Source organism: Viridibacillus arenosi (assembly GCF_001955655.1).
In the GTDB taxonomy this organism is placed as follows: Bacteria; Bacillota; Bacilli; order Bacillales_A; family Planococcaceae; genus Viridibacillus; species Viridibacillus arenosi.
The window spans coordinates 30,082-54,712 of record NZ_MSPW01000017.1; the positions used below are offsets into that span (position 1 = coordinate 30,082).

Below are 24,631 nucleotides of genomic sequence, written 5' to 3' on the forward strand. Positions count from 1 at the left end.
TATATAGCTATTGTTTCCAATAATCGGCCATTTCCCGGTCGAGATATACCCAACCTTTCCATGAAATATGAATTGTATCACTAATAAAATGCGGCTCGTACTCGTAACCAGTAAAATCAACAAGTGGGAAACCAGCATTTTGCACCTGCTTATTAATCTTCGCATAATATTCTTCTCGACGTTCTTTTGGGAACCCTGCATAATCGTACCATTTTCCATTCACAGGAATAGATACGAACATTGGTTTAGCACCCGCATCCTTTAGTACATCTAAGACCATTTGAAAATCTTCATACTCAGGTGACTCTGTGTAGCTTTCGTGTTTACGGAAGTCTTTGAGTTCATCTAACTTGAACTCTATCTTCTTTTTATAATATTTATCGTTAATAGATAAATCATTTGTTGTAATTCGCTGACTACCATATTCATCTGCATGCTTCTTCAACTGCTCAAAAGATTTTCCAGCAACCATTTCTGGATTTGCATGTAGTTTTTCAAGCGGTTCTGCCATGATGGAGTAATACAAATCTTTTTTCTCCATTAACTTTTTATTTATTAAAGCTACTGGTTTTGCTAAAGCTGCTTTTATTGGGTACTTGACACCATCTGTTACTTCATTTTCATAAATTGTTGATAAAACAAAGTCTCTTTGTACACTATCAAACTGCAAAAGACGCTCCATTGCTTTTTTCTTCAACTGAGGATCCATCTTATTATTCAACGCTAAATCGTAAGACTGCAACATTGAATAGTTAGGTGAGAAATGGAAATCATCAACACCTGTTTCTGTAAACCATTGCGGTGAAATAATAAATACCAATTTCTTATTTTTCAAATTCCCTTCTTGCTCTGCAAAATTCAAAAAATGATGAATGGATTGCGTACCCCCACGGCCATGTAAATACGTCGTAAAGCCTTCGTCATTGGCTTTAAAATAGTTATATGGATGGAATGGATCAAAGCGATTTAACTCAGATGAGCCATAGATTGGGAACATATTCGGCTCTTGTAGTAAACGATTTTGGAAATACTCCCCTTGGAACATTAATGGATTCAGAGCTGTTTTGGAATGTTCTACATCTTTATCTGAGATTAAAAAACCAAGCCATTTATTTGGTATAAATAAAAATACTAAAAACAGAATTACCGCAATGATGAGCGGTAAGAAGGCATACTTTCTCATACACGCTCAGCTAACTGCTCTGCGATACGATTCGGTGTATTCCACTCCTCGCGCGTAAACTCTGTAATCGATACTGAAATACCAAATTTTTCTTCTACTTCTACTAGAAACGTAATAATGCCAAACGAATCTAGTAAACCTTCTTCAAATAAATCAATATCAGGTTGCTCTACAACTACATCTTCCTGACATACCTCTGCTAATAATTCATATACTTTTTGTTTTTCCATCTTAATCTAACTCCTTATTATTTAAATAGTTGTCCAGAGAAAATATAAAATCCAAAGCAAATAAAGTTAAATGTTATAAACACAGATACAACATGTGTCCATTTATTTTTTGGCCATAGTTTATGTTTTCGATTCCACCGATCGAAGAAATCATATCCCACAATAAGTGCTGCATGATACAAGCCATAAATAACAAAATGCCATTCTAACCCATGCCAAACACCCATGATGAAGAATAATAGAAAATAACCAATATTAGAAACCGTATAGCGATTTTTAATCCACTTTTTCTTTGTCATCCAAAATACAAATCGCATATATACATAGTCTCTAAACCAGAATGATAGACTCATATGCCAACGATTCCAAAAGTCTTTAATATTTTTACTAATGAATGGCATGTTGAAGTTTTCTGGTGTTTTAACTCCCATTAAGTAGCTGACCCCTATAGCAAAGGCACTATAACCTGCAAAGTCAAAAAATAGATAAAGGCTGTAAACATACATATATGCTACGTTAGACCAAAATGGTGAATGAATATAAGTTGCGTGATCTGGTAAATACACAAGAATTTTGTTGTAAATTAAAAATGCTAAAATAAATTTGTATAAGAACCCTCGGAAAATACTATTAATGCCTAAATATAAAAGTTCTTTATACTCCTCTTTTGAAAAAGTCTTATTAACATCCTTCTCAAACCTTCTCCAACGATCAATTGGACCAGATGAGACAGTCGGGAAAAATAGTAGGAAGTAAATAAGTTCACCAACTGGTAGTGTCTGCTTCTTCATCAAGCCGTCACGTGTTTCAATAACTATCTGTACGGACTTAAATGTAATATAAGAAACACCAAGGAATCCAAATACATGATTCAAACCGAGTAACGGTAGTACTTTCACAAGCACTAATGGCAATATTGATAATACAACCATCGTACAAAATACAACTGTATTATTACGTTCTTTTCTGTAATGATGATAACCTTTAATTAAAACAATTTGAAAAATCGTAAACAAAATAATAGATATTGCACCGGTTTTCGAATTCCCGAAGATGACGGCCAATATAACAATAGATACAAGCATATTATAAATTTTTGATGATTTACCTAACAATCCAAGAATAATAGTAGGTAAAAGTAAAATGCCAATTAAAAAGAAAAATATAAACGAGCCATATGGAATCATACCATAACCTCAGCTACTAATTGTTTTCTATTTATTTTACCATTGGATGTCATAGGTAACTGATCACAGTAATTAAATTTTCTTGGAATCATATATGCTGGCAAACCTTTTGCTAGTTCCTTTTTTATAGCGCTTGATAATTGATATTCTTTTTCAAAAGCGTGTTCTTTAGGCACGATATATGCTGCTAAAAAATCAATAGCCTCATTTTTATAAATCGGTACAACTACACATGAATCTACATACTGGCATTGTAATAAATGGTTTTCTATTTCTTCGATTTCCATTCTATAGCCATGAACCTTGACTTGGAAATCTGCACGACCACTATAGAAATGTAAGCCTTTTTTCTGATATCCGACATCACCTGTACGATACGCTTGTTGCCCTTTATATTCAAAAAAGACTTTTTCAGTTAATGTTTCTTCTCCTAAATATCCCTTACTAACACTTGGTCCAACAATAATCATTTCACCTTTTTCACCATCAGGTAAAATTTGATCATCCTCATCTATAATAAGCATTTGAGTATCACCTTTTATATAACCTATTGGTAAAGAAATATGATCATCTAATAATTCAGCGGTTACTTCTATTGCTGAAACAGCTACAGTTGCCTCTGTTGGTCCATATGTATTGAAAATGCGTGCGTTCGGGAACAATTTCAATAACTTGTTTGCAACTTCTGTCGGCAATACTTCTCCGCAAAATAGGAACGTATTTAACGACGGTAGCATCCCACTATTAAATTCAGGATTCATTAAACACATTTGTACGAATGATGGAGTGGATGTCCAAACATTTGTTTTTGACTGTGCTAATTGCCCAAACAAAACCTTAGGATTTGCTATCATCTCTTTTGTAATTGCGAATAATGTAGCACCCGTCGTTAGTGCAGGGTAAAGGTCCATTACTGACAAATCAAATGAAAATGGTGCTTGATTTAAAAATACCTTGCCCTCTGTTATCGGGAAATCTTCATGCATCCAATTAACAAAGCTCTCTAAATTTTGAACTGAAATTTGAACACCTTTAGGATTTCCTGTACTACCAGATGTATAAATAATATAAAAATTATCATTTTCTTTCACCCAAGTAGATGTTGATGTTCCATTGGAGTGTTTAGCAACTATATTTGCTAATTGATCTTCAGACATATAAGAAATTGATGACTCCTGAAGTGAATCTCTTTCTAGATTCTCTGTTTCGATGAGAAATGCTGCACCTGAGCAATTAATAATTTTTTGAATGCGTTCTTTTGGAATTGATACATCCACTGGAATATATGGGTGACCTGATTTTACGACTCCTAAAAAGGAGCTAACCATCATGGGTGCCATATGACCGTATACTATAATAGGTGCTTTCTTCGGGAGATTTAAAGTGGTTAAATACGCGGCTAATGATTCTGACTGTTTCCATAAATCTCCATAACTTAATGTCGCATCTCCATTTTGAAATGCAATAGAATCTTCATTATTTAAGGCTATATTTTGAATAGCCGAAAGTATATTCAATGGTAACCCTCCTAACTTTAAAATTCTGTATATATGAATGGACCGGCATTCATATCCTGAAAACCATATAAGAGAACGAGTAAAATGAGAATCGCCAAGTAATAAATCGTCCGCATACTCACATACGTTACAGTATGATTCCAAAGCTTTCTTACTTTCTCCATCCTATTTACCTCACATTTCTACAATTTAATCATTTACGATACACCATTTCATCTATTATTACAATATCATGTCAATACCATTACATTAGACGTAATGAAGTAAAAGTTGTTCCTACCTTCAACAACATGAAGACCTAAAGACTACATTTTTTCAAATAAATAGTAGTTAGGGTAAAGAAATAGGCTTACCATCCTTATTTATAGATGGTAAGCCTTTTTTTGAAATTTATTTTATCTTGCACCGATAATCTCTTCAGAAGTTGCTTTTTCATCAACTTCTGTTGATTCAGTTTCAACTGTAGGCGCAGATACCGTAACAAGAAGAAAGTCATCCGTATCTAGAATTTCGAATGTTGACGTGCTACGAATATCACCAACAGCTAAAGTGTCACCAATCTCTAACGTTGAAATATCAACCTCTATTGATTCAGGAATATCTGATGGTTTAACTTTAATTGTTACTTCACGATTAGGCTGTTGGAGAATGCCGCCCTCTTTTGCCCCTAATGAATCGCCAGTAAGATTTACTGGTACACTCACTTCTAAAGCATCTGACATATTAACTGCTAAAAAATCTAAGTGAACTAATGTCCCCTTCAATGCACATTTTTGAGCTTCATTTAATACGGCGTTTAATTTTTCACCATCAATTTCTAATGTTACTATGGAATTTTTACCATCTAAACGTAATGCTTTTTCATACTCTCTTGCATTAATCGTAATTGGAGTTGCCTCTGTTTTATAACCATATACCACAGCTGGTACAAAACCTCTTTGTCGAAGTTCAGTTAGTGCAGAATGATTTTCAACCTTACGCTTTTTTGCATGAACTACAGTACTCATATAGATACATGTCTCCCTTCCTAGTTAACATAGTCACATTAATATATGTACCCTGTTAGCTAGGAATTCAAACATTTACCATTATTAATCAAATAAAGTACTTACTGATTTGTTCTCATAGATTCTTACAATTGCATCAGCTAATAGAGTTGCAACAGATAGTTGTTTAATTTTAGGTGATTTTTTCTCATCCGGTAATTGAATAGAGTTTGTAATCACTAATTCTTTAATAACAGAGTTATCAATGCGCTCAATAGCTGGACCTGATAATACAGGGTGTGTACAGCAAGCGTAAACTTCTTTAGCACCTGCTTTAACTAATGCGTCAGCACCGATTGTAATTGTACCTGCCGTATCAATAATATCATCGATTAAGATTGCTACTTTACCATCAACACTACCAACAATATTCATAACTTCTGCAACGTTTGGACGTGGACGACGTTTGTCAATTATAGCTATTGGAGCTTTTAAGCGATCCGCCATTTTACGAGCACGTGTTACACCACCATGGTCTGGTGATACGATAACAACATCTTCTGATTTGAAACCTTTTGCTTTGAAATGATCAGATAATAGCGGTACACCGATTAAGTGATCCATTAAGATGTCGAAGAAGCCTTGAATTTGTGGAGCATGCAAGTCAAGAACGATTGCACGAGTAGCTCCTGCAGTTTCTAGTAAGTTAGCCACTAATTTAGCCGTAATCGGTTCACGTGCACGCGCTTTACGATCTTGGCGAGCATAACCATAGTAAGGTAATACTACGTTTACTGTGCGCGCTGAAGCACGTTTCACGGCATCTACCATAATAAGTAATTCCATTAAGTTTTCGTTTACTGGAGCTGAAGTAGACTGTACGATAAATACGTCACAACCACGAATACTTTCCTCAATATTAATTTGAATTTCTCCATCACTGAAATGTTTAACGGAGCATTTTCCTAGCTCGACACCTACTTCTTTAGCAATTTCTTCAGCTAAAGGTATATTCGAGTTTAATGAAAAGATTTTTAACTTTGAGTTGGCATATTGATACGGCATGATGGCCTCCTGGTAATTTTAATTATTTTAATTTTAGTTTGGTAACATAATTATCTTTATTTTCTTGTCTAGAACGTGCAATTGCTAGTGCGTCAGCGGGTATATCTTTTGTAATTGTCGAACCAGCTGCTACATATGAGCCTTTTCCTACCGTTACGGGTGCAACTAAATTAGAGTTACAACCCACAAAAGCATTATCTTCAATCACTGTTTTAAACTTGTTTTTCCCATCATAATTGACGGTAATTGTACCGCAACCTATATTGACTTCAGTACCTACTTCAGCGTCTCCTAAGTACGATAAATGAGACACTTTACTACCATTGTCTATTTTTGTTTTCTTCACTTCAACGAAGTTTCCAATCTTCACACGATCGCCCAAATCAGAATCTGGTCGGATATGTGCAAATGGACCAACAGCTGTATCCTCACCGATGACGCTTTCACGTACTACAGAAGAATGGACAGTCGTACGATTTCCAATTCGGCTATTTTGAATATGACTATTAGGACCAATGATGCAATCTTCTCCAATGCTAGAAGCACCTTCTATGATAACACCTGGTTGGATGACTGTATCACGACCAATTTGTGCATCAACGCTTATATATGTGTTAATAGGGTTAATAATCGTCACCCCATTGCGCATATGTTGTTCGTTAATTCTAGCACGCATTGTTTCTTCAGCTTGAGATAAAGCAAAGCGGTCGTTAACACCAAGCGTTTCAGCAAAGTTTTCAGTTACATATGCTGCAACTACTTCACCTTGTTTTTGTAAAATTTCAATGACATCCGGTAAATAGTATTCACCTTGGGCATTATCATTTTTTACAAGTTTCAACGCAGCAAATAACGCTTTATTATCAAAGCAATATGTGCCAGTGTTGATTTCTTTTACTTGTCGTTGTTCAGGAGTTGCATCTTTTTGTTCAACAATTTGAGCAACCTGTTGATCTGTAGAGCGAAGAATTCGACCATAGCCAGTAGGGTCTTCAGCAATAGCAGTTAAAATTGTTGCTTTGGCATGATTAGATTCATGATGCTCGAACAACGCTTTCATTGTTTCGGGGCGAATTAAAGGTGTATCCCCACAAATAACAATCGTTGTGCCTTCTAAATCTCCAAGGATCGGTTCCACCTGTTGAACGGCATGTGCAGTACCAAGCTGTTCCGCTTGTAATACATACTCACTTTTTTCACCAAGTTGTTCCTTTACCTTTTCAGCACCATAACCTACGATCGTTACTATACGTTCAACATCTAATGTTTGAATATGATCAACTACATGCTCAACCATTGGTTTTCCACAAACCGGATGAAGAACTTTATATAATTTGGACTTCATACGCGTACCTTGGCCAGCAGCCAGTATAACGGCATAAACATTCGTCATTTCGCAAGTCCTCCATTTTAGCTGATTTTCTCTTTTGACTATAAAGCAAATTTAGTTAATTTTCAAGGCTTCCCCACTTGACAAAACTATGACAAACAATTTATTATTAAAATCTTTTGTTTTTTTATAAAAAAATTCCAGTAACTATACTTTTAAATTAAAACTTACTTTTAAAGCGTTTATCCCATATAAATAAATATCAATATTCAAATATCCCTCTAATTTAGTTTCTTTAACACTCTATATATGACTAATAAATAAATAGATTTTAAGTCTATAAAGAATATTCACATGCGAAGATTTAATACAAATTTTTATATAATTGTATTATCAGCATAAAAATCTATTAATTATTTCTTATCTAAGTAGTTTGTAGACTCCTATTTCTCTATTTACTAAACTAGCAAACGTAAAAAATTTAATATACACGAAAAAGAGCCCATTCTATATGAATGGGCTCTAAATTTGCGGATTATTGAATTTCCTGATGTTCTTCATAAACCGTCGCTTCTTCATCACTCGACTCTTCATAAGCTTTAAGTACAGCTTCTTGAATTTTCGTACGAGTTCCAGAATTAATCGGATGTGCAATGTCACGAAATTCTCCGTCTGGAGTGCGCTTACTAGGCATTGCTACGAATAGCCCTGCGTTACCATCAATGACGCGAATATCATGAACTACAAATTCGTTGTCAAGTGTGATGGAAGCAATGGCACGCATACGTCCATCAGTTTGTACACGACGTAATCTTACATCTGTAACTTCCATTCTCTCACCACCTCTCATCTAAGATGCCAAAATGACTCTATCTACTTTATTCTATGTAAATTTATAGATTCCTTCTTTTTCCTTATTTATTTTTTAAAAATTTCGAATGTTTACAATCCTATTATGTATTAGTCACTAATTGTCTTTAAATTACTTATTTATCCTATCCAGTTTTTACAAATAAAATGATTATATACAAAAAAGACTATCTAATAAGCTTACTAGCTTATTGATAGTCTTTTCATATTTCATCTTTTCTTAAAGCTACTCTCTACTTAGCCGATTACTGCAATGACTTCAATTTCTACTTTTGCATCTTTTGGCAAACGTGCAACTTCTACAGTTGTACGAGCAGGTTTATGCTCACCAAATTGCGCCGCATATACTTCATTCATTGCTGCGAAGTCATTCATATCCGCGATAAACACTGTTGTTTTAACTACTTTTTCTAAAGAAGTGCCTGCTTCTTTAAGAACTGCTTTTAGATTCTCAAAAACTTGGTTTGTTTGTTCAGTGATGTCGCCATCTACAAACTCTCCGGCTGGTGTTAAAGGAATTTGACCTGAGCTATAAAAAACATTATTTAAAATCATACCTTGTACGTATGGGCCAATTGCTGCTGGCGCATTTTTTGTTGCTACTACTTCCATCTTTCATTTCCACCCTTCTAAAAATAGTTTCCCTCACTTAAAGCAATTGTACGATCCTTTTCATTCACTTCTTTTAATTTTACAAGTGAATAATAATCATCTACTAAGCGCTCGTCTAGATGTTCAGCCTCTACTAACACAGCAATACCAGCTAGTGTACAGTCGAATTCCTCTAGCAAGTTTTTCATGCCATTCATTGTACCGCCAACTTTCATAAAGTCGTCGGTAATAAGTACACGTTGGCCACTTTGCATGCTACGCTTTGATAGCACCATCGTTTGAATACGACGCGATGATCCAGATACATAGTTAATACTTACAGTGGAGCCTTCTGTTACTTTGTTATCACGACGTACTACAACTACAGGTACATTCAAATGTCTCGCAATAGCGTGGGCAATTGAAATACCTTTTGTTGCTACTGTCATAATAACATCAATTTCTTTATCGCAAAATGCCGAGGCAAATACTTTTCCTACGCGGTTCATTAATTCGGGATTACCGAGTAAATCTGTCATAAATAAGTATCCACCTGGCAATAGTCGATCTGAATGACTTAACTCTTTTAAGAGCTCTTGCATAACTTCTTTAACAGCCTCTTCTGGCATTTTAGGAATATATTTTACTCCCCCAGCAGCTCCTGGAACAGTCACAAGAAGACCAATCCCTCTTTCCTCAAATGTATCTTTAACAATCGATAAATCCTCACTAATAGAAGATTTGGCCGATTGATACAATTCTGCGAAAAATGTAAGAGGGATCAACTGCTGTGGATGCTCCAATAAATAATGCGTCATGTCTACAAGACGTTCGCTACGCTTCCATTTCATGAAATCCTCTCCTGAACACGAATGATTTATACAAAAAATACCACAATTATACGTATTTAATCAAGGGAATCGCGATCTCCAAGCATACGAATTGCATATACTTCATCACAAAAGCCTCTTAATCCATTATAAATACGACTTACACGGGCCTCATTCTGTACGAGGCCAAACACCGTTGGACCGCTACCACTCATTAATACGGCATCCGCTCCAAAACGTTTCATTTGTTCTTTAATCACTGCTACTTCTGGATGTAATTTTAATGTAACCGTTTCTAGTACATTCCCGACAGTATCACAAAGTAATTCATAATCATCCTCTTCAATGGCTTGAATCATCTGATGTGTATTCGGATGGACAACCTCATCCATGTTTAAACCACCATAAACAGCCGCTGTTGAGACACCAATCGTCGGCTTAGCTAATACTACCCAGCAACTTGGGGGCGCAGAAATTGCCTGTATGCGCTCTCCTCGGCCTGTTGCAAGTGCAGTGCCACCGTAAACACAAAAAGATACGTCGGAGCCAATTTTAGCTCCTAATTCTGCGATTTCATCCATAGTTAGGTTTAAATTCCATAATGTATTTAAACCTTTCAAAGTTGCGGCAGCATCGCTACTACCTCCAGCTAGTCCAGCTGCTACTGGAATATGTTTATCAATAGTAATAGATACACCTTTATCTATGTTGTATGTATCTTTTAATAACTTAGCTGCTTGATAAGCTAGGTTCCTTTGATCATCAGGTACAAAGCGATCTGTCGAATGAATTTTAATAAGCCCATCTTTTCTACTTCTAAGGCCGACTCTATCAGCGAGATCAACCGTTGTCATAATCATCTCTACTTCATGATAACCATCGGGACGTTTGTAAAGTACATCTAGTGTTAAATTAATCTTGGCAGGTGCTTTTACGTAAAGCATAACGCTGCCCCCTTCCTAGCAGGTTTTTATACAAAAAAGTGATTCTATTATTCGTGCTTTTTTCACTGATTATTATTCTACCACAGGAAGACCTTTGTAAATAAACTTCAACCTCACCGTTTGTGAGATTTTTATACCTGTTAATTCTTTATTTTAAAAACGAAAAGCTACCTCACAGTTGAAAGCTCAAGCTGTGAGGCAGCCAATTGTCAGTGCATCAATTTTGGACAATCATCAATCTACTTTGCTTTTGCTTCTTCAGCTAATTGCTGTTGTGCCATTTCGATTGCTCTTTTGACCATATTACCGGCATCTCGTGATTTGATCCCGCCCCATCCTTCTCGCTCTACTACATCGTAAAATCCAAGGTCTTTTGCGATTTCTTCTTTCAAACGATCCGACATGATACGTTTTCTAGCCATTCGAAATTCCTCCTTAGATGACTGACAGTTATAGTATGTTCAAAAAAAAACAAAAACACTCATAAAATATTCTTACGCAAAGAATACGTTACAAGTGTCCGAAAAAAATATTCGATTATAAATGCACTTACTTGGCAATGACCAATTCTTTGATGTCATCGTCAAATGTAATCTCTACTGCTTCTGTTAAAATATCTGTGTAGCTGTAAGAAACTCGCTCAAAAGCGTTTTCATCTTGATCAAGATCAACTACAAATACTGCGCGATATGTTTCACGTAATATTCCAGCGCGCTCAACCGTTTTCTTGCGACCACCGTTTGCTTTTAATTGCAAACGTCTACCCAAATGACAATCTAACGACTTCTTAATGTCGGCTAAAGTTTTTGGCATTTTCGCTTACACCTCACTATAAACCATTATACACGAGGACATTTAATTCGTCAAGTTAAATAAATTATTTTATCAATCCATCATAGTGATGTCAATTGTTTTTTATTCGAAAATCTATATTTTTTTTACGAGTGTGCTAAGAATGTAACAGAAACGTTTATTGACGGAAGGTAGGATAAAGTGCATCTGCCAATTGACCAAACTCAATAATAGATAAAGTTTCGCCTCGGCGCGTTGGGTCAATACCACACTCAGCTAGTGCCGCTAGAATTTGTTCTTTCTTTTCTTTACCTCTTGGCAACTGAGATTGTAAGTTATTTAAAATTGTTTTACGACGTTGTGCAAAGGAACTTCTTGATACTTCAAATAAGAATTCTTCGTCAATTACATGCACTGGTGGCTCTGCATGTCGAGTTAGCCGAATAACGGCTGAATCTACATTTGGCTGTGGCATGAAGACAGTTTTTGGTACAGTCATCACTACTTCAGCCTTCATGTAATATTGGATAGCTATTGAAAGTGAGCCATAAGCTTTTGTACCAGGTTTGGCAGAAATACGATCTGCTACTTCTTTTTGCATCATTACTACCATACCGCGTATAGGTAATTTCTCCATTAATAATTTTAGTAAAATAGGAGTCGTTACATAATAAGGTAAATTTGCAACTACCATGATGTCTTTATACTTCGCAAATTCTGAACTTAACTCCTCAGCTACATTCGCTTTTAAAATATCCGAATGAACAACTTTTACATTATCATATGGGCTTAATGTGTCTTCTAGAACAGGTAATAAACGTTGATCGATCTCAAATGATACAACTTGCCCTGCAGAGCGAGCTAAATGCTCCGTTAAGGCACCTATACCTGGACCAACCTCAATCGCCACACTATCTTCTGTTAAATCGGCATAACTTACTATGTTACGAAGAATATTAGGGTCAATTAAAAAATTTTGCCCTAAACTTTTTTTGAATGAAAAACCATATTTCTTTAAAATCTCTTGCGTGCGTAAAGGTGTTGCAATATCTTTATGCATTTTGTTCCTCCTGATTTATCTGTGCAATCGCTTCACCGAATTGCTCTAAAGTTATTTGAAACATTTGTAATCGCTTGTGCAATTGTTTACCGTTTGTTGAACCTATATTTAATAACTCACCTAAACGTTCTCTACGTACTTTCGCATTAGGATGTGATAGTAGCTGAGCTACGATTAAATCATCTAATGTGATAATCTGCACATCCTCTGATGCCACTCTAGGTGTATATACGTTTGAGAGGGCATAACGGATATCTTCATCTTTTGCATGTTCTATACCAAGACTTTTACCGTTTTTAGCAATTGTTTTCTTTTTCGGTAAAAACGCATGTTTTACATCTGGCACTCTTTCTTCAATAATAGCTCGAATACGTCTCCCTGGGTAATCTGGATCCGTAAAGACAATGACACCTCGTTTTACTTGGGCATGTTGAATTCGTCGTAGAACTTCCTCTGAAATAGCAGAACCGTTCGTTTCGATTGTATCTGCATGAACAGCTCGTTTAATTGCTGTTGTATCGTCTTTTCCTTCTACCACAATAAATTCTTTTATTTCCACGGATACTTTATCCTCTTTTCTAAAATGTCCTTTGACCATTTTACTGCTATATTACTTATATTGTACAGTAGCTTAAGCAAGAAGGCTCGTTTTCAATCAGTATGACTGCTCCCTATAAAAAAAGCTTTCCTTACAACTGTAAGGAAAGCTTTTCATATCTATATGTTAAACGAGATGTATTAGTTTAATACTTTTATTTTAACTCTTTTGCGTCCCCAATTATAAACAGATTGCTTATTTGAAATAAAGACATCGATTTTGTTTCCTTTAATCGCGCCGCCAGTATCCCCAGCAACCGCATAACCATAATCTTCTACCCAAACTTTAGAACCTAATTTAATAACCCTTGGATCAACCGCAATTACTTTTAAATTTGGATTCTTTCGTAAGTCGATACCAGTAGCTGTTTTACCCGAACAACCATTACAAAAAGCAGTGTAAGCTGTAGCTGTTACATACATAGTTCGACCACTAGACGGCTCATCTGAACGAGATGGTGTCTTAGATTTTGAAACTTTTTTAATTGATGTTAAATATTTTGATGAAACATAACCCGTTTTACTTTTATATTTCACCTTATACCAAGAGCCCTTTTTACCTTTGTACGTCACTTTTTTACCTTTTGGAATTGTCAGAAGCACTTTATATTTTGTGCTTGCACCTTTTCGTAAATTAAGACGACCTTTAGTTTTATAGGTTTTGGCTTTGCTAACTTGTGTAATTTTCTTGTTGCTAACGTCAGTTGTGGAGCCTTTAGAGCCTTCCACCACATCGGTGACTTTTTGTACTCGAACATCATCAAAAGCCGTTGTGTTAGGTGTTTTAGCTAGCGCCTTAGTGTCTGGTTGAGCGCGTTCTATCTCGCCTGACTCAACTATTGGTTGCTTTAAAAAGTCAGCGACCGTAGTCGAAGTGGATCCTGCTATCTTGTTGCTACCATCACCTTGGATGGTTAAATTTAATGCCTGTTCATACGAATTTGTATTATTATTTTTAAAATTCGTATTCACTGAGGTTTGTATTTTATCATTGTCAGATGTTTTAACTCCAACAATATTGTTTTGTGCTGTAACTTCTTGATAATCACCGTTTACCACGGCTGTGTTTGTACTTTCGAATAAATTCGAAGCTACGAAAGCAATTACTAGTGCGATTGATAATACCATCATCACTGCTTGCTTATTCCTCAATGATCTTGAAAACAGGTTTTTCATGGAATTTTTTGTCATGAAAAACGCCTCCTTATCACTCGTTGGATTATATAGACCTTCTTTTTAGCTGTCAACACCTAAGGTTTTTACCTAATTTTGACAACCAGGCAAGTTTTCCTATCCGAAGTAAGGGAGGCGACCTTGCATTTTATTTCGTAATTTTATAAAAACGGTGGGCATTGGCAGTTGTTGCCGATGCTACTTCATCTACCGATATTTCCTTTAGGCGCGCTATTTCTTCCGCAACTAACGGTACTAAAGATGGCTCATTTCTTTTACCTCGATGTGGATGAGGTGCCAAGTAAGGAGCATCTGTTTCAATCATCAAATACTCAAGCGGAATTTCTGTTGCAACTTCTTTTGGTTTTTTTGCATTTTTAAACGTAACAGGGCCACCTAGGCTGATCATGAAGTTCATGTTGATGCACTCTTTTGCAATCTCTACGCTACCGCTATAACAGTGCATAACTCCACCAGTAATTTCCGCATGTTCTTCTTTCAAAATCCGTACACAATCTTCTGTTGCATCACGATTATGAATGACAATTGGTAAATCTAACTTTTGTGCCAACCGAATTTGTTTACGCAATAATTCCTGTTGGATTTCTTTTGGAGATTTATCCCAATAATAATCAAGTCCTGTTTCACCGATTGCTACTACCTTTGGATGAGCTGCTAATTCCTCAATCCATTGTAAATCCGCTTCTGTGCAGTCAATTGCATCGACGGGATGCCAACCTATTGCTGCATACAAAAATGGATATTCATCAATCAATTTCATCGCTTTTTCAATTGTTGGTCTGTCGAAACCTACGACAACCATTTCTTTTACATCAGCGTCTAATGCGCGTTGGATCACTTCTTGCAAATCCTCTTCGTATTGGTCAGCATTTAAATGCACGTGTGTATCGATAAACATCGTCATTCTCCTCACAGTAATTTATTTTAGACAAAGAACAGATTTCAGAGTTGTCATTCATATTACATTTTAATTACAAAGACCCCTCTAATTATTTCACAACCATATAAAGGGATATTTATAGGTGCAAAAAAACAAAATATGATATTTTTATACTAAGGTCACATTCACAAAATACAATTCAGCAAAAAAATATCATATCCATAAATAGAACCAAGAGCCTACTATGTCATGTAGTAGGCTCTTGGTTTTTTTATACAAACTTAAGAAAAAACGCGATTTTTGAGGAATTCTAAACTTCTCCCATCATCAACAATGATTCTATAGTTGTTATTATATATTTATTTTACTTTTGCGCCGTTTTCTAGTTTTTCATCGACAGTCGCTAAAGTTAAAACACCATCTTTACTTCCTGCCAAAACCATACCTTGAGAAAGTTCGCCACGAAGTTTTACTGGTTTTAAGTTAGCAACAACAATTACTTTACGACCAATTAATTCTTCTGGTTTATAATACTCAGCAATACCTGATACAACTTGGCGTTGCTCATATCCTAGCTCTAATTGTAATTTTAATAATTTATCAGCTTTTGGCATTTTATCGCATGCAATGACGGTTGCAACACGAAGATCCACTTTCATGAAATCTTCAAAAGAAATTTCAGGAACATCTTCTTCTTTTTTAGCTAATGCATCTTTTTTAGGCTCCTCAGTAGGCTTAACTGAACCTTGCATTTGTTCGCGAATATAGCCAACTTCTACCTCATTATCTAGACGAGGGAAAATTGGCACACCTTTTTCAATGACTTTTTTACCAGATGGTATTGCACCAAATGTCTCTAGCGTATCCCAAGCCAATAATTCTTCCCCTAATCCAAGCTGTTCCATAATCTGTTTTGGTGCAATTGTCATAAATGGTTGAATCATAACAGCAATTTGTCGTAAGCTTTCTGCTAAATTAGCCATTACTGTTGCTAATTGACCTTTTAACGCTTCATCTTTAGCTAAAACCCACGGTGCTGTTTCATCAATATATTTGTTTGTTCGTGAAACCAATGCCCATACGTCTGAAAGAACTACACTAAATTGCATTTTTTCCATGTTTTCTTCATATTTCATTTTTGTATCCGTAGCTTGTGCGATTAGTGCTGCATCAAATTCTGTTGGTTCTAAACCTTCAGTCGGTATATGTCCATCAAAATACTTGTTCATCATAGAAATGGTACGGTTTAATAAATTACCAAGGTCGTTTGCAAGATCAAAGTTTGTACGTTCGACAAATGATTCTGGTGAGAATACCCCATCCGATCCAAATGGTAACTCACGTAATAAGAAGTAACGTGTTGCATCTAATCCATAACGCTCAACTAACATTTCAGGATATACAACATTACCTTTAGATTTAGACATTTTACCATCTTTCATCATAATAAAACCGTGTGCAAATACTTTTTTAGGTAATGGTAAATCTAGAGCCATTAAGAAGATTGGCCAATAAATTGTATGGAAACGTACTATATCCTTACCAACTACATGTACATCTGCTGGCCAGTATTTCTTAAATAATGTATCCTCATCAGATAAATAGCCTAACGTTGTAATATAATTTGTTAAGGCATCTACCCAAACATAAATAACATGCTTTGGATCTCCAGGAACTTTAATTCCCCAGTCAAAAGATGTACGCGAAACAGATAGGTCTTCTAAACCAGGTTTGATAAAGTTATTGATCATTTCATTTTTACGAGACTCTGGTTCGATAAATTCAGCATTATCTTCGTAATATTTCAAAAGGCGATCAGCGTATTTCTTCATATTAAAGAAGTAAGATTCTTCTTTTACCTTATGAACAGGGCGACCGCAATCAGGACAGTTACCATTGTCCAATTGTGACTCAGTAAAGAATGATTCACACGGTGTACAATACCAACCTTCATATTCCCCTTTGTAAATATCACCGTTGTCTAAGAATTTTTGGAAAATCTTTTCGACAGCGTCTGTATGACGTTTTTCAGTTGTCTGGATAAAATCATCATAAGAGATGTCCATTAACTTCCAAACAGCTTTTGCTGATTCAGCAATTTCATTCACATATTGCTGTGGTTCTTTGCCAGCCTCAGCTGCTTTTTCTTGAATTTTTTGACCATGCTCGTCCATACCCGTTTGGAAACGTACGTCATATCCTCTCAAACGTTTATAGCGTGCAATCGTATCAGAAGCTACAGTTGTATATGCAGTTCCAATATGAAATTTACCACTAGGGTAATAAATAGGTGTTGTTATATAGAATGTTTTCTTTTGATTGTCCACGAAAACTTCCTCCAGTGTTCTACAGTATACTTTCTATTCTAACCAAGTACGAAAAACCTTTCAATCAAAGTTTATTAAATGGCTTTTTGACGAAAAATGTCGAATATTACTTTTCGAATTCGAGATACTTAAATATAGCAAAAAACTCATGCATTTTAAGCATTTTCGAGGAAATTAATCAAATTCGTATGTAAATTCTACTTAAAGAACGGAATATTTTTGAAATAAAATATCATTTTTCAAACAAAAATAATTGACGTTTATGGCATTAGTTGGTATGATAGTCAACAGACACAGAATATATGTCGAATTTTGACGAAAAATCATAATAATATAGGAGGAATTCTTGTCATGAAATCTACTGGTATCGTCCGCAAAGTTGATGAATTAGGTCGCGTGGTTATTCCTATCGAACTTCGCCGTACTCTAGGCATTGCTGAAAAAGACGCTCTTGAAATCTACGTTGATGATGATAAAATCATCTTAAAAAAATACTTACCTAATATGACTTGCGCTGTAACAGGCGAAGTGTCTGATGATAACTTCCGTCTTGCTGGTGGTAGCTTAATCCTAAGCCCTGAAGGCGCTGAAATCCTTGTAAAAGAAATCCAATCTAAATTAACTAAATAATTTAGAGGATTTAATTATATTCGAGTAACAAGTTATACAATAACAAATAGATTATTACCTATCTTGTTTTTCAAATGTGATTTCATATATAGAAAACATCCGAAATATTCGCAATTTCGGATGTTTTTTTTATTTACAGACCTTATTATTCCACATGATAGGCTTGGTACACATCTCGCTTTGCAAGACCTCTTACTTTTGCCACTTCTTTAATAGCATCTTTAGAAGATAGTTGCTGTTCTTCTATTAACTTATTTATGTGATCGACAACAGTCAACTCATCCCACCAAGCTGCTTCCTCTTCTTCATCAGCATTTACATTACCTTCTAAAACAATACAAAATTCTCCTCGAATTTCACTCTCAATTGCCCACTCTAATGCTTCATCAACTGTGCCTCTTAAAAACTCTTCAAATTTCTTCGTCAATTCGCGTGCTAAAACAATCTGACGATTACCAAGAATTGTTTGCATATCCTTTAATGTATCTTTCAAACGGTGTGGAGCTTCATAAAATAGAATCGTCTCTGGTCTCTTACTTAATTTTTCTAAAGCTTCTTTACGCTCCTTCTTTTGACGACTTAAAAATCCATAGAAGAAAAATGGTTGAGGGATTAAGCCCGATGCTATTAAAGCGGTGATAGCCGCGTTAGCACCTGGAATCGGCACTACCGCAAAGTCTTCTTCAATTGCCTTTGCAGCAATATCTGCACCTGGATCTGAAATACATGGTAGTCCTGCATCACTTACTAATGCTACTGTTTTACCTTCACGTAAATAATTAAGAAGCTTTTCACCACCATACTCTTTGTTATGATCGTGGTAACTAACAAGTGGTGTATCAATTTCAAAGTAGTTACAAAGTTTTTTAGTATTACGCGTATCTTCTGCTGCGATGACATCAGCTTCTTTTAGAATACGAATAGCTCGCATAGTCATGTCCTCTAAATTACCAATAGGTGTAGCGACTAAGTATAAGCAACTCTTATTTTCATGCATGGTACTTTTTTGTGATTTCACAATTCTTCGCTCCTTATATGATTGATCTTCTGTTTACGTGTTAATTGTTTAAATGCGTATTCAGCTCGCATCGCCTCTTGCTTTGTCTCATATTCTTCAAAATAAATGCAACGTACAGGTAAACGTGCTCTTGTATACTTGGCACCTTTTCCTTGGTTATGCACGCCGAGTCGATGTTCTAAATCATTTGTGTAACCTGTATAGTAAGTTCCATCACCACATTCTAGTACATACATGAGATGCTTATTGTTCTTTTCCATATAGCATCTCTCTCACTTCATCTGTATATTCACCATCTTCTCCATATACATAAAGTGGGGGCAAAATCTTTAAATCTGGCTTGCCATCTTTAATTCCTTCTATTAACAATGTATTCGCTTCTTTACCAGCTTTAGGATAAACAAAGCGAATACGTTTTGGCTCCAATCGATTTGCACGCATTGCCGTTATAATATCAAGTAGACGACTCGGACGATGAACAAACGCTGCCTTTCCACCTTGCTTTAACAATTTACTTGCAGAAAAAATCATTTGATCTAATGTTAAGTGGATTTCATGTCTAGCAATCGCGACATGCTCCTTCAAGTTTTTATCACTCGCTTCATGCGCAGGGAAATACGGTGGATTACATGTCACGACATCATACTTTTCCGCGCCAAGTACAGATGCAATTGTCTTCACATCACCTTGCATAATCTCAATTTGTTGTTCTAATTTATTATAATGAACACTTCTCTGAGCCATATCAACAAGACGATTTTGCAATTCTACTCCAGTAATATGCCCTTTTGTTCGAGCACTCAAGAACAACGGAATAGCTCCATTACCAGCGCATAAATCAACAAGCTTTCCCCTTTGATAAGGTACATTTACAAACTTTGCAAGTAATACTGCATCAAGAGAAAACGAAAACACCGACGGACTCTGAATAATGCGTAACTCTTCTGCTAAAAGATAATCGAGCCTCTCATCTTCTTTCAACCACTGTTCCATATAATTACCTCCAACATAGCAAAAGACTGACCTCCACTTTTTGAGAAAATGGAATCAGTCTTTGTTTAGCCGTTTTGTTTATTTAAAAATGATAGGCAGAATAAACAATCCTCGCCCTTACGTGATCCTCCGAAATGGACATGACATACATGGTATCCTTCATGATAAAGACGTGCCAAGTTATCATAACCCTCACCGACATCAATGATTTCTACTTTTTTCGCTGTAACGTCTTTGATAACCTTCCCCTCAGGTTTAGAAGAGAGTACTTCCTCTAGACGAGTGCGAAGATGACGATTCTCCATTTGGAGTGTTTGATGCTCTTCCATCATGAGTGCAACGAATTTCTTCAGTGCCTCAAATTGTTTTTGCATCGATTCTAGCTGTTGTTCGAACTCCATAACAGTATCTAAGAAATTACGGTCCTCCACTCAAGCCACCTCATTATTTCCACTATTGGACAGAACTTTTTTCGTGTTGTAAAATTTCTTCCAATGTATAATCCAAAATACGTTGTTGCTCAGAAAGCTCTACTTGTAGTACGCGCTCTAATATATTCATACCTACTACTTTTCCACTACCATCTGGTGTTGTAATTACAGCACCAATATCAGGCATTTGCTCCCTTGCTTCTTCATACTCGTCGTTTTCATATTTCAAGCAACACATTAAACGTCCACATAACCCTGAAATTTTAGAAGGGTTAAGCGATAAGTTTTGATCTTTCGCCATTTTTATAGAAACTGGCTCAAAATCACCTAAAAATGTAGAACAACATAACATTCTTCCACATGGACCTATACCACCAAGCATCTTCGCCTCATCTCTCACTCCAATTTGGCGAAGTTCGATTCGTGTGCGGAAAATAGCAGCTAAGTCTTTTACTAACTCTCTGAAATCTACTCGACCCTCCGCAGTAAAATAAAAAATAATTTTATTACGGTCAAATGTATATTCAACATCAACTAATTTCATTTCTAGTTCATGTTCTGAAATTTTTTCTGTTGCTGATTCAAAAGCACGTTTAGATTCTATAGCATTTTCGTCAACCTGGAATCGATCGCTTTCATCGGCTGGACGTACAACTTGCTTTAACGGTAGTACAACATCACTTTCGCCTACTTGTTTCATTGGAACAACAACTTTGCCATACTCAATGCCACGCGCAGTTTCGACAATTACATATTGACCCTTACTTAATAAAAATTCTCCAGGATCAAAATAATATATTTTACCCGCTTTTTTAAAGCGGACACCAACTACATTATACAAAGGATTTTCCCTCCTGCAGATTCAGCATAAGCTGCTCCATCATCAGCGTTCGGTTCATGTTGCGCTGTAATTGCTTACGAGCTTGTAATATCGCTTGTAACTGCGTCGATAAACGAGCATATGTCGTCTGCAATGCAACTTTCTTCCAATACGATAACCAATCTGGATACGTACACACTGCTTCGGGATTTGCTTTAATCGCAACAATGTCACGAAATGCAAATAGCAGTAAATCTAATGCCAACTCCATTTGCTCTTTCTCTTTAAATAGTGGCAGCCAATCTTCATGTACTGATAACATAGATTCATGCACATTAGTAAAGGTTGCCTCAACCAATTTTAACACTGTTTTTCGGGCCTGCGCAAACTCATCATCTTTTGATAGAGAAAAAGCTTCCTCTAAATCGCTTGTCACCATGCTAACCGTAGCAGCCATTGAAACCGTAATTCCCTCTGCTACAAGCTCTTTAATCATAGCGTCTTTTGATATTCCTTGAAACTTTATATGTTGGCAACGTGAACGAATAGTCGACAACATAGCATTTATATTATCTGTAATGAAGATTGCCGTCACAATACCTTCAGGCTCTTCGAGAAATTTCAATAATTTATTGGCAGATTGCGGATTCAGACGGTCGGCCTCATGAACGACATATACTTTTCGCCCTGCTTCTAAGCCTGTCTTATTCATTTCATGTAACAAGGCCTCGATGGCTGCTACTTTAATAAATTGACCATCAGGGTATATTTGGTGGAAATTTGGGTGATTTCCTGATTTTATACGCTGACAATTTCGACATGTTTCACATGGAACATTTTTTCGAGGTTCCTCACAAAACATTAATTGCACAAAGAAATGCATTATAGCTTCAGTTCCAGAGCCTTTTCCACCTTCAAATATGTAAGCATGACCAAGTCTTTTTTTATCGAAAATTGTTTGGAGCTGCTTCATCACTACGGGTTGTAATTTTAGTAGCTCTTCAGCTGTCTGCACCATCATTCATCACCTTTTCATTGTTTGAAAAAATCCCGTGCTCCGGGGTTCCGAAAGGCACGGGGTTTATTTACGTATATAAGTTGATTAACAACCCTTTAATTTCGCCTATTTTACTTAATAATTCAACGGAGTCTTTCTCCTGATTTAAAATGTCCTCTGTCAATTCGATAAGCTTTTCATCAATTGTTGATACAACCTTCAATCGTCGACCTTCACCAAAACGATTCCATGTATGCGATTGTTTAAGCTCCATACCGTAATCAACTGCCTCTTTTAAGAAGCGTTTTACAAGCATTTTAAATTTAGCTAAGTCACGTAAATTACGAGATTTGGCAATGCGATCGCCAGCTGTTGAAATATCACCTAATAGTCTTGTTAGTTGCTCTGTTTGCAATCGCTGCCCCTGCTTCACTACTACGTCACCAAAACGCGTTACGGGTTGATGATTTTGTAGCGGCTGACGTGATTGATCTAAGCCAGTTCGTAAGTCTTGATTAATTTTCAATTACCAGTCGCCTCCATTATTAGAAATGGTGGAACTGTTCAATCGGTAATACGAAAACGGTAGCTCCCCCAACCTCAACTTCTACAGGATATGGAATATACGAATCTGCATTCCCACCCATCGGTGATATTGGTGCTACCATTTGTTCACGAGCACGACAATTATCACGAATGATATCTAAAGCTTTTGGAACCAATGAATCTTCAGTACCTATAAGGAATGTTGTATTTCCTGAGCGTAGGAATCCTCCAGTACTTGCCAATTTTGTTGCACGAAACTCATTTTTCGTCAAAGCGTTTGAAAGACGGTTACTATCCTGATCTTGTACAACTGCTACAACTAATTTCATCGGCACTCACCCCTTAATTAAATAGGTTCTTTAAATAATTATAACACAAACAAGCTAATTTCTTCATTTTCTTTATAATTCATTTTTCAAAATTTCCCAAACATTCTCAACTACTTCATCTAAACTTTTACTTGCATCTACTATACGAAAACGTTCTGGATTTTGATCTGCTAATAATTTATAGGCTTCACAAACCTTTGTATGGAAAGCTAGGCTCTCTACATCTAAACGGTTAATTTCACGGTCACTATGCGCATTAATTCGTGCAAGTCCCGCCTCTGGCTCTAAATCAAATAATATCGTTAAATCAGGCATTCTATCCCCAATAGCAAACTCATTGATAGAACGAACCCCTTCCATTCCAAGACCTCTGGCATGTCCCTGATAAGCTAATGATGAATCAATAAAGCGGTCACATAAGACCGGGATACCTAAAGCTAAAGCTGGTTCTACCTTTTCCGCAAAATGCTGGCTGCGAGCAGCTGCATATAATAGAGCCTCCGTCCGTGCATCCATTGCTGTATGGGCAGGGTTTAATATGATATCGCGAATCTTTTCAGCTATTTCGTTGCCCCCTGGTTCACGTGTTGCAACGAACTCTTTCCCCTCCCTTTGTAGCCTTTCAACAACCATTTTCAATACAGTAGTTTTCCCTGCTCCCTCTGGTCCTTCAAATGTTATAAATAAATTTTTCTTCATTATTATATGTTCCTCCGATAACGGATTAGTTTCGATTTACTCTATTATACAATATCTATTCTTAAAACCCGTCACTCATGCTTAATTTCATTAATCAAAAAGTCCAATTGCATACTAAATAGTTTTTAATTACCCTATTTCAAATTATTTAACCCTACTACCTTTTACAATAATTGATATCCTGTATTTTAAAATACTTATAAATTACTACTCAATTTGAGGAGATGAAAATCTCTTACTTGATACTAGAATTAATATCAATCGATTAATCCATAATGCAGCCAGCGGGTTATTTAATGATTAAAATATTCTAATAACCATATATACATATATATAAAGTATTAAATCAACCAATTGAATTAAACAAAAGTTAATCGATTGGATAAACAGAGAAAACAACTACAGAAAAGCTCATTTTAACCATAAACGTCTAAGATCACTTAGGCTTTTATATATTTGATGTATTTTATTTTCAAAATCAATAAAAAAGCACAACTGATTAAATCAGCTGTGCTTTGATGTGCCTAGCAACGTCCTACTCTCACAGGGGGAAACCCCCAACTACCATCGGCGCTAAAGAGCTTA

Annotated in this window: 29 protein-coding genes; 1 reads left to right on the forward strand and 28 read right to left on the reverse strand. The window is 36.0% G+C overall.

Annotated elements, in window-relative coordinates:
• Window positions 1-7 precede the first annotated feature (7 nt).
• The 19 genes from dltD to metG all read right to left on the reverse strand — a co-directional run bounded on the left by dltD (window position 8) and on the right by metG (window position 17,583).
• On the reverse strand, window positions 8-1,183 hold the full coding sequence (gene dltD, locus BK137_RS20345; protein WP_038179262.1) for a D-alanyl-lipoteichoic acid biosynthesis protein DltD: 1,176 nt from the start codon (window positions 1,181-1,183) through the stop codon (window positions 8-10).
• Window positions 1,180-1,413, reverse strand: coding sequence for a D-alanine--poly(phosphoribitol) ligase subunit 2 (dltC, locus tag BK137_RS20350; protein ID WP_038179260.1), 234 nt, complete (start codon window positions 1,411-1,413; stop codon window positions 1,180-1,182). The genes dltD and dltC overlap by 4 nt, the downstream gene beginning before the upstream one ends.
• Before the next feature lie 17 nt (window positions 1,414-1,430).
• Window positions 1,431-2,600: a D-alanyl-lipoteichoic acid biosynthesis protein DltB gene (dltB, locus tag BK137_RS20355; protein ID WP_038179258.1), complete on the reverse strand. Its 1,170-nt coding sequence runs from the start codon at window positions 2,598-2,600 to the stop codon at window positions 1,431-1,433.
• A complete protein-coding gene (gene dltA, locus BK137_RS20360) occupies window positions 2,597-4,117 on the reverse strand; it encodes a D-alanine--poly(phosphoribitol) ligase subunit DltA (RefSeq protein ID WP_038179256.1) in 1,521 nt (506 codons plus the stop codon). Before dltA ends, dltB begins: the two co-directional genes overlap by 4 nt.
• Before the next feature lie 17 nt (window positions 4,118-4,134).
• Window positions 4,135-4,281, reverse strand: coding sequence for a teichoic acid D-Ala incorporation-associated protein DltX (gene dltX, locus BK137_RS20365; protein ID WP_076035401.1), 147 nt, complete (start codon window positions 4,279-4,281; stop codon window positions 4,135-4,137).
• A gap of 231 nt (window positions 4,282-4,512) precedes the next feature.
• Window positions 4,513-5,124, reverse strand: coding sequence for a 50S ribosomal protein L25/general stress protein Ctc (locus tag BK137_RS20370; RefSeq protein ID WP_038179254.1), 612 nt, complete (start codon window positions 5,122-5,124; stop codon window positions 4,513-4,515).
• 84 nt (window positions 5,125-5,208) lie between these two features.
• On the reverse strand, window positions 5,209-6,168 hold the full coding sequence (locus BK137_RS20375) for a ribose-phosphate diphosphokinase (RefSeq protein ID WP_038179251.1): 960 nt from the start codon (window positions 6,166-6,168) through the stop codon (window positions 5,209-5,211).
• 22 nt (window positions 6,169-6,190) lie between these two features.
• Window positions 6,191-7,561, reverse strand: a complete 1,371-nt coding sequence (glmU, locus tag BK137_RS20380) for a bifunctional UDP-N-acetylglucosamine diphosphorylase/glucosamine-1-phosphate N-acetyltransferase GlmU (protein ID WP_038179249.1) — start codon at window positions 7,559-7,561, stop codon at window positions 6,191-6,193.
• Between the two features lie 472 nt (window positions 7,562-8,033).
• Entirely contained in the window at window positions 8,034-8,330 is a 297-nt protein-coding gene (spoVG, locus tag BK137_RS20385; protein ID WP_038179247.1) for a septation regulator SpoVG, read from the reverse strand.
• Window positions 8,331-8,605: 275 nt separating this feature from the next.
• Complete coding sequence (locus BK137_RS20390; RefSeq protein ID WP_038179245.1) at window positions 8,606-8,980, reverse strand: RidA family protein; 375 nt, start codon at window positions 8,978-8,980, stop codon at window positions 8,606-8,608.
• A gap of 17 nt (window positions 8,981-8,997) precedes the next feature.
• Entirely contained in the window at window positions 8,998-9,810 is an 813-nt protein-coding gene (gene purR, locus BK137_RS20395) for a pur operon repressor (RefSeq protein ID WP_038179243.1), read from the reverse strand.
• 56 nt (window positions 9,811-9,866) lie between these two features.
• A complete protein-coding gene (gene ispE, locus BK137_RS20400) occupies window positions 9,867-10,733 on the reverse strand; it encodes a 4-(cytidine 5'-diphospho)-2-C-methyl-D-erythritol kinase (protein WP_038179241.1) in 867 nt (288 codons plus the stop codon).
• A gap of 239 nt (window positions 10,734-10,972) precedes the next feature.
• Entirely contained in the window at window positions 10,973-11,155 is a 183-nt protein-coding gene (locus BK137_RS20405; RefSeq protein ID WP_038179240.1) for a small, acid-soluble spore protein, alpha/beta type, read from the reverse strand.
• 127 nt (window positions 11,156-11,282) lie between these two features.
• Window positions 11,283-11,546 (reverse strand): biofilm formation stimulator Veg, encoded by a 264-nt coding sequence (gene veg / locus BK137_RS20410; RefSeq protein WP_038179237.1) that lies wholly within the window; start codon window positions 11,544-11,546, stop codon window positions 11,283-11,285.
• Between the two features lie 157 nt (window positions 11,547-11,703).
• Window positions 11,704-12,585: a 16S rRNA (adenine(1518)-N(6)/adenine(1519)-N(6))-dimethyltransferase RsmA gene (rsmA, locus tag BK137_RS20415; RefSeq protein WP_038179235.1), complete on the reverse strand. Its 882-nt coding sequence runs from the start codon at window positions 12,583-12,585 to the stop codon at window positions 11,704-11,706.
• Window positions 12,578-13,144 (reverse strand): ribonuclease M5, encoded by a 567-nt coding sequence (rnmV, locus tag BK137_RS20420; RefSeq protein WP_038179234.1) that lies wholly within the window; start codon window positions 13,142-13,144, stop codon window positions 12,578-12,580. The genes rsmA and rnmV overlap by 8 nt, the downstream gene beginning before the upstream one ends.
• Window positions 13,145-13,323: 179 nt before the next feature.
• On the reverse strand, window positions 13,324-14,373 hold the full coding sequence (locus BK137_RS20425; RefSeq protein WP_051448546.1) for a 3D domain-containing protein: 1,050 nt from the start codon (window positions 14,371-14,373) through the stop codon (window positions 13,324-13,326).
• A 130-nt stretch (window positions 14,374-14,503) separates the two neighbouring features.
• Entirely contained in the window at window positions 14,504-15,274 is a 771-nt protein-coding gene (locus BK137_RS20430) for a TatD family hydrolase (protein WP_038179232.1), read from the reverse strand.
• A 341-nt stretch (window positions 15,275-15,615) separates the two neighbouring features.
• Window positions 15,616-17,583, reverse strand: coding sequence for a methionine--tRNA ligase (metG, locus tag BK137_RS20435; RefSeq protein ID WP_038179231.1), 1,968 nt, complete (start codon window positions 17,581-17,583; stop codon window positions 15,616-15,618).
• A 351-nt stretch (window positions 17,584-17,934) separates the two neighbouring features.
• On the opposite strand from metG, the gene BK137_RS20440 reads away from it, so the two are divergent.
• On the forward strand, window positions 17,935-18,213 hold the full coding sequence (locus BK137_RS20440) for a transition state genes transcriptional regulator AbrB (RefSeq protein ID WP_038179230.1): 279 nt from the start codon (window positions 17,935-17,937) through the stop codon (window positions 18,211-18,213).
• A 145-nt stretch (window positions 18,214-18,358) separates the two neighbouring features.
• Here the strand turns inward: BK137_RS20440 and rsmI are convergent, their stop codons facing one another.
• The 9 genes from rsmI to tmk all read right to left on the reverse strand — a co-directional run bounded on the left by rsmI (window position 18,359) and on the right by tmk (window position 24,046).
• Entirely contained in the window at window positions 18,359-19,231 is an 873-nt protein-coding gene (gene rsmI, locus BK137_RS20445) for a 16S rRNA (cytidine(1402)-2'-O)-methyltransferase (RefSeq protein WP_038179229.1), read from the reverse strand.
• Window positions 19,228-19,491 carry a GIY-YIG nuclease family protein gene (locus BK137_RS20450; RefSeq protein WP_038179228.1) on the reverse strand — a complete coding sequence of 88 codons (264 nt, stop codon included), beginning with the start codon at window positions 19,489-19,491 and terminating at the stop codon, window positions 19,228-19,230. The genes rsmI and BK137_RS20450 overlap by 4 nt, the downstream gene beginning before the upstream one ends.
• Complete coding sequence (locus tag BK137_RS20455; protein ID WP_038179227.1) at window positions 19,475-20,224, reverse strand: tRNA1(Val) (adenine(37)-N6)-methyltransferase; 750 nt, start codon at window positions 20,222-20,224, stop codon at window positions 19,475-19,477. Before BK137_RS20455 ends, BK137_RS20450 begins: the two co-directional genes overlap by 17 nt.
• A 65-nt stretch (window positions 20,225-20,289) precedes the next feature.
• Entirely contained in the window at window positions 20,290-20,655 is a 366-nt protein-coding gene (gene yabA, locus BK137_RS20460) for a DNA replication initiation control protein YabA (protein WP_038179226.1), read from the reverse strand.
• A 22-nt stretch (window positions 20,656-20,677) separates the two neighbouring features.
• Window positions 20,678-21,496 (reverse strand): PSP1 domain-containing protein, encoded by an 819-nt coding sequence (locus BK137_RS20465; RefSeq protein ID WP_038179225.1) that lies wholly within the window; start codon window positions 21,494-21,496, stop codon window positions 20,678-20,680.
• Complete coding sequence (holB, locus tag BK137_RS20470; protein WP_038179224.1) at window positions 21,489-22,493, reverse strand: DNA polymerase III subunit delta'; 1,005 nt, start codon at window positions 22,491-22,493, stop codon at window positions 21,489-21,491. The genes BK137_RS20465 and holB overlap by 8 nt, the downstream gene beginning before the upstream one ends.
• Before the next feature lie 67 nt (window positions 22,494-22,560).
• Window positions 22,561-22,998 carry a YaaR family protein gene (locus tag BK137_RS20475; protein ID WP_038179223.1) on the reverse strand — a complete coding sequence of 146 codons (438 nt, stop codon included), beginning with the start codon at window positions 22,996-22,998 and terminating at the stop codon, window positions 22,561-22,563.
• Between the two features lie 19 nt (window positions 22,999-23,017).
• Complete coding sequence (locus BK137_RS20480; RefSeq protein WP_038179221.1) at window positions 23,018-23,347, reverse strand: cyclic-di-AMP receptor; 330 nt, start codon at window positions 23,345-23,347, stop codon at window positions 23,018-23,020.
• A 72-nt stretch (window positions 23,348-23,419) separates the two neighbouring features.
• On the reverse strand, window positions 23,420-24,046 hold the full coding sequence (tmk, locus tag BK137_RS20485) for a dTMP kinase (protein ID WP_038179219.1): 627 nt from the start codon (window positions 24,044-24,046) through the stop codon (window positions 23,420-23,422).
• Window positions 24,047-24,631: the final 585 nt, after the last annotated feature.

Coding starts and splice junctions, on each gene's coding strand:
- BK137_RS20480 (WP_038179221.1), bottom strand. CDS start 23,347: ATGAAATTAGTTGTAGCAGTTGTACAAGATCAGGATAGTAACCGTCTT.
- BK137_RS20405 (WP_038179240.1), bottom strand. CDS start 11,155: ATGGCTAGAAAACGTATCATGTCGGATCGTTTGAAAGAAGAAATCGCA.
- dltX (WP_076035401.1), bottom strand. CDS start 4,281: ATGGAGAAAGTAAGAAAGCTTTGGAATCATACTGTAACGTATGTGAGT.
- BK137_RS20455 (WP_038179227.1), bottom strand. CDS start 20,224: ATGGAACAGTGGTTGAAAGAAGATGAGAGGCTCGATTATCTTTTAGCA.
- BK137_RS20375 (WP_038179251.1), bottom strand. CDS start 6,168: ATGCCGTATCAATATGCCAACTCAAAGTTAAAAATCTTTTCATTAAAC.
- dltD (WP_038179262.1), bottom strand. CDS start 1,183: ATGAGAAAGTATGCCTTCTTACCGCTCATCATTGCGGTAATTCTGTTT.
- BK137_RS20370 (WP_038179254.1), bottom strand. CDS start 5,124: ATGAGTACTGTAGTTCATGCAAAAAAGCGTAAGGTTGAAAATCATTCT.
- dltC (WP_038179260.1), bottom strand. CDS start 1,413: ATGGAAAAACAAAAAGTATATGAATTATTAGCAGAGGTATGTCAGGAA.
- BK137_RS20450 (WP_038179228.1), bottom strand. CDS start 19,491: ATGGAAAAGAACAATAAGCATCTCATGTATGTACTAGAATGTGGTGAT.
- BK137_RS20390 (WP_038179245.1), bottom strand. CDS start 8,980: ATGGAAGTAGTAGCAACAAAAAATGCGCCAGCAGCAATTGGCCCATAC.
- BK137_RS20425 (WP_051448546.1), bottom strand. CDS start 14,373: ATGACAAAAAATTCCATGAAAAACCTGTTTTCAAGATCATTGAGGAAT.
- BK137_RS20430 (WP_038179232.1), bottom strand. CDS start 15,274: ATGTTTATCGATACACACGTGCATTTAAATGCTGACCAATACGAAGAG.
- rsmA (WP_038179235.1), bottom strand. CDS start 12,585: ATGCATAAAGATATTGCAACACCTTTACGCACGCAAGAGATTTTAAAG.
- veg (WP_038179237.1), bottom strand. CDS start 11,546: ATGCCAAAAACTTTAGCCGACATTAAGAAGTCGTTAGATTGTCATTTG.
- glmU (WP_038179249.1), bottom strand. CDS start 7,561: ATGACGAATGTTTATGCCGTTATACTGGCTGCTGGCCAAGGTACGCGT.
- tmk (WP_038179219.1), bottom strand. CDS start 24,046: ATGAAGAAAAATTTATTTATAACATTTGAAGGACCAGAGGGAGCAGGG.
- dltB (WP_038179258.1), bottom strand. CDS start 2,600: ATGATTCCATATGGCTCGTTTATATTTTTCTTTTTAATTGGCATTTTA.
- holB (WP_038179224.1), bottom strand. CDS start 22,493: ATGGTGCAGACAGCTGAAGAGCTACTAAAATTACAACCCGTAGTGATG.
- purR (WP_038179243.1), bottom strand. CDS start 9,810: ATGAAATGGAAGCGTAGCGAACGTCTTGTAGACATGACGCATTATTTA.
- spoVG (WP_038179247.1), bottom strand. CDS start 8,330: ATGGAAGTTACAGATGTAAGATTACGTCGTGTACAAACTGATGGACGT.
- ispE (WP_038179241.1), bottom strand. CDS start 10,733: ATGCTTTACGTAAAAGCACCTGCCAAGATTAATTTAACACTAGATGTA.
- BK137_RS20440 (WP_038179230.1), top strand. CDS start 17,935: ATGAAATCTACTGGTATCGTCCGCAAAGTTGATGAATTAGGTCGCGTG.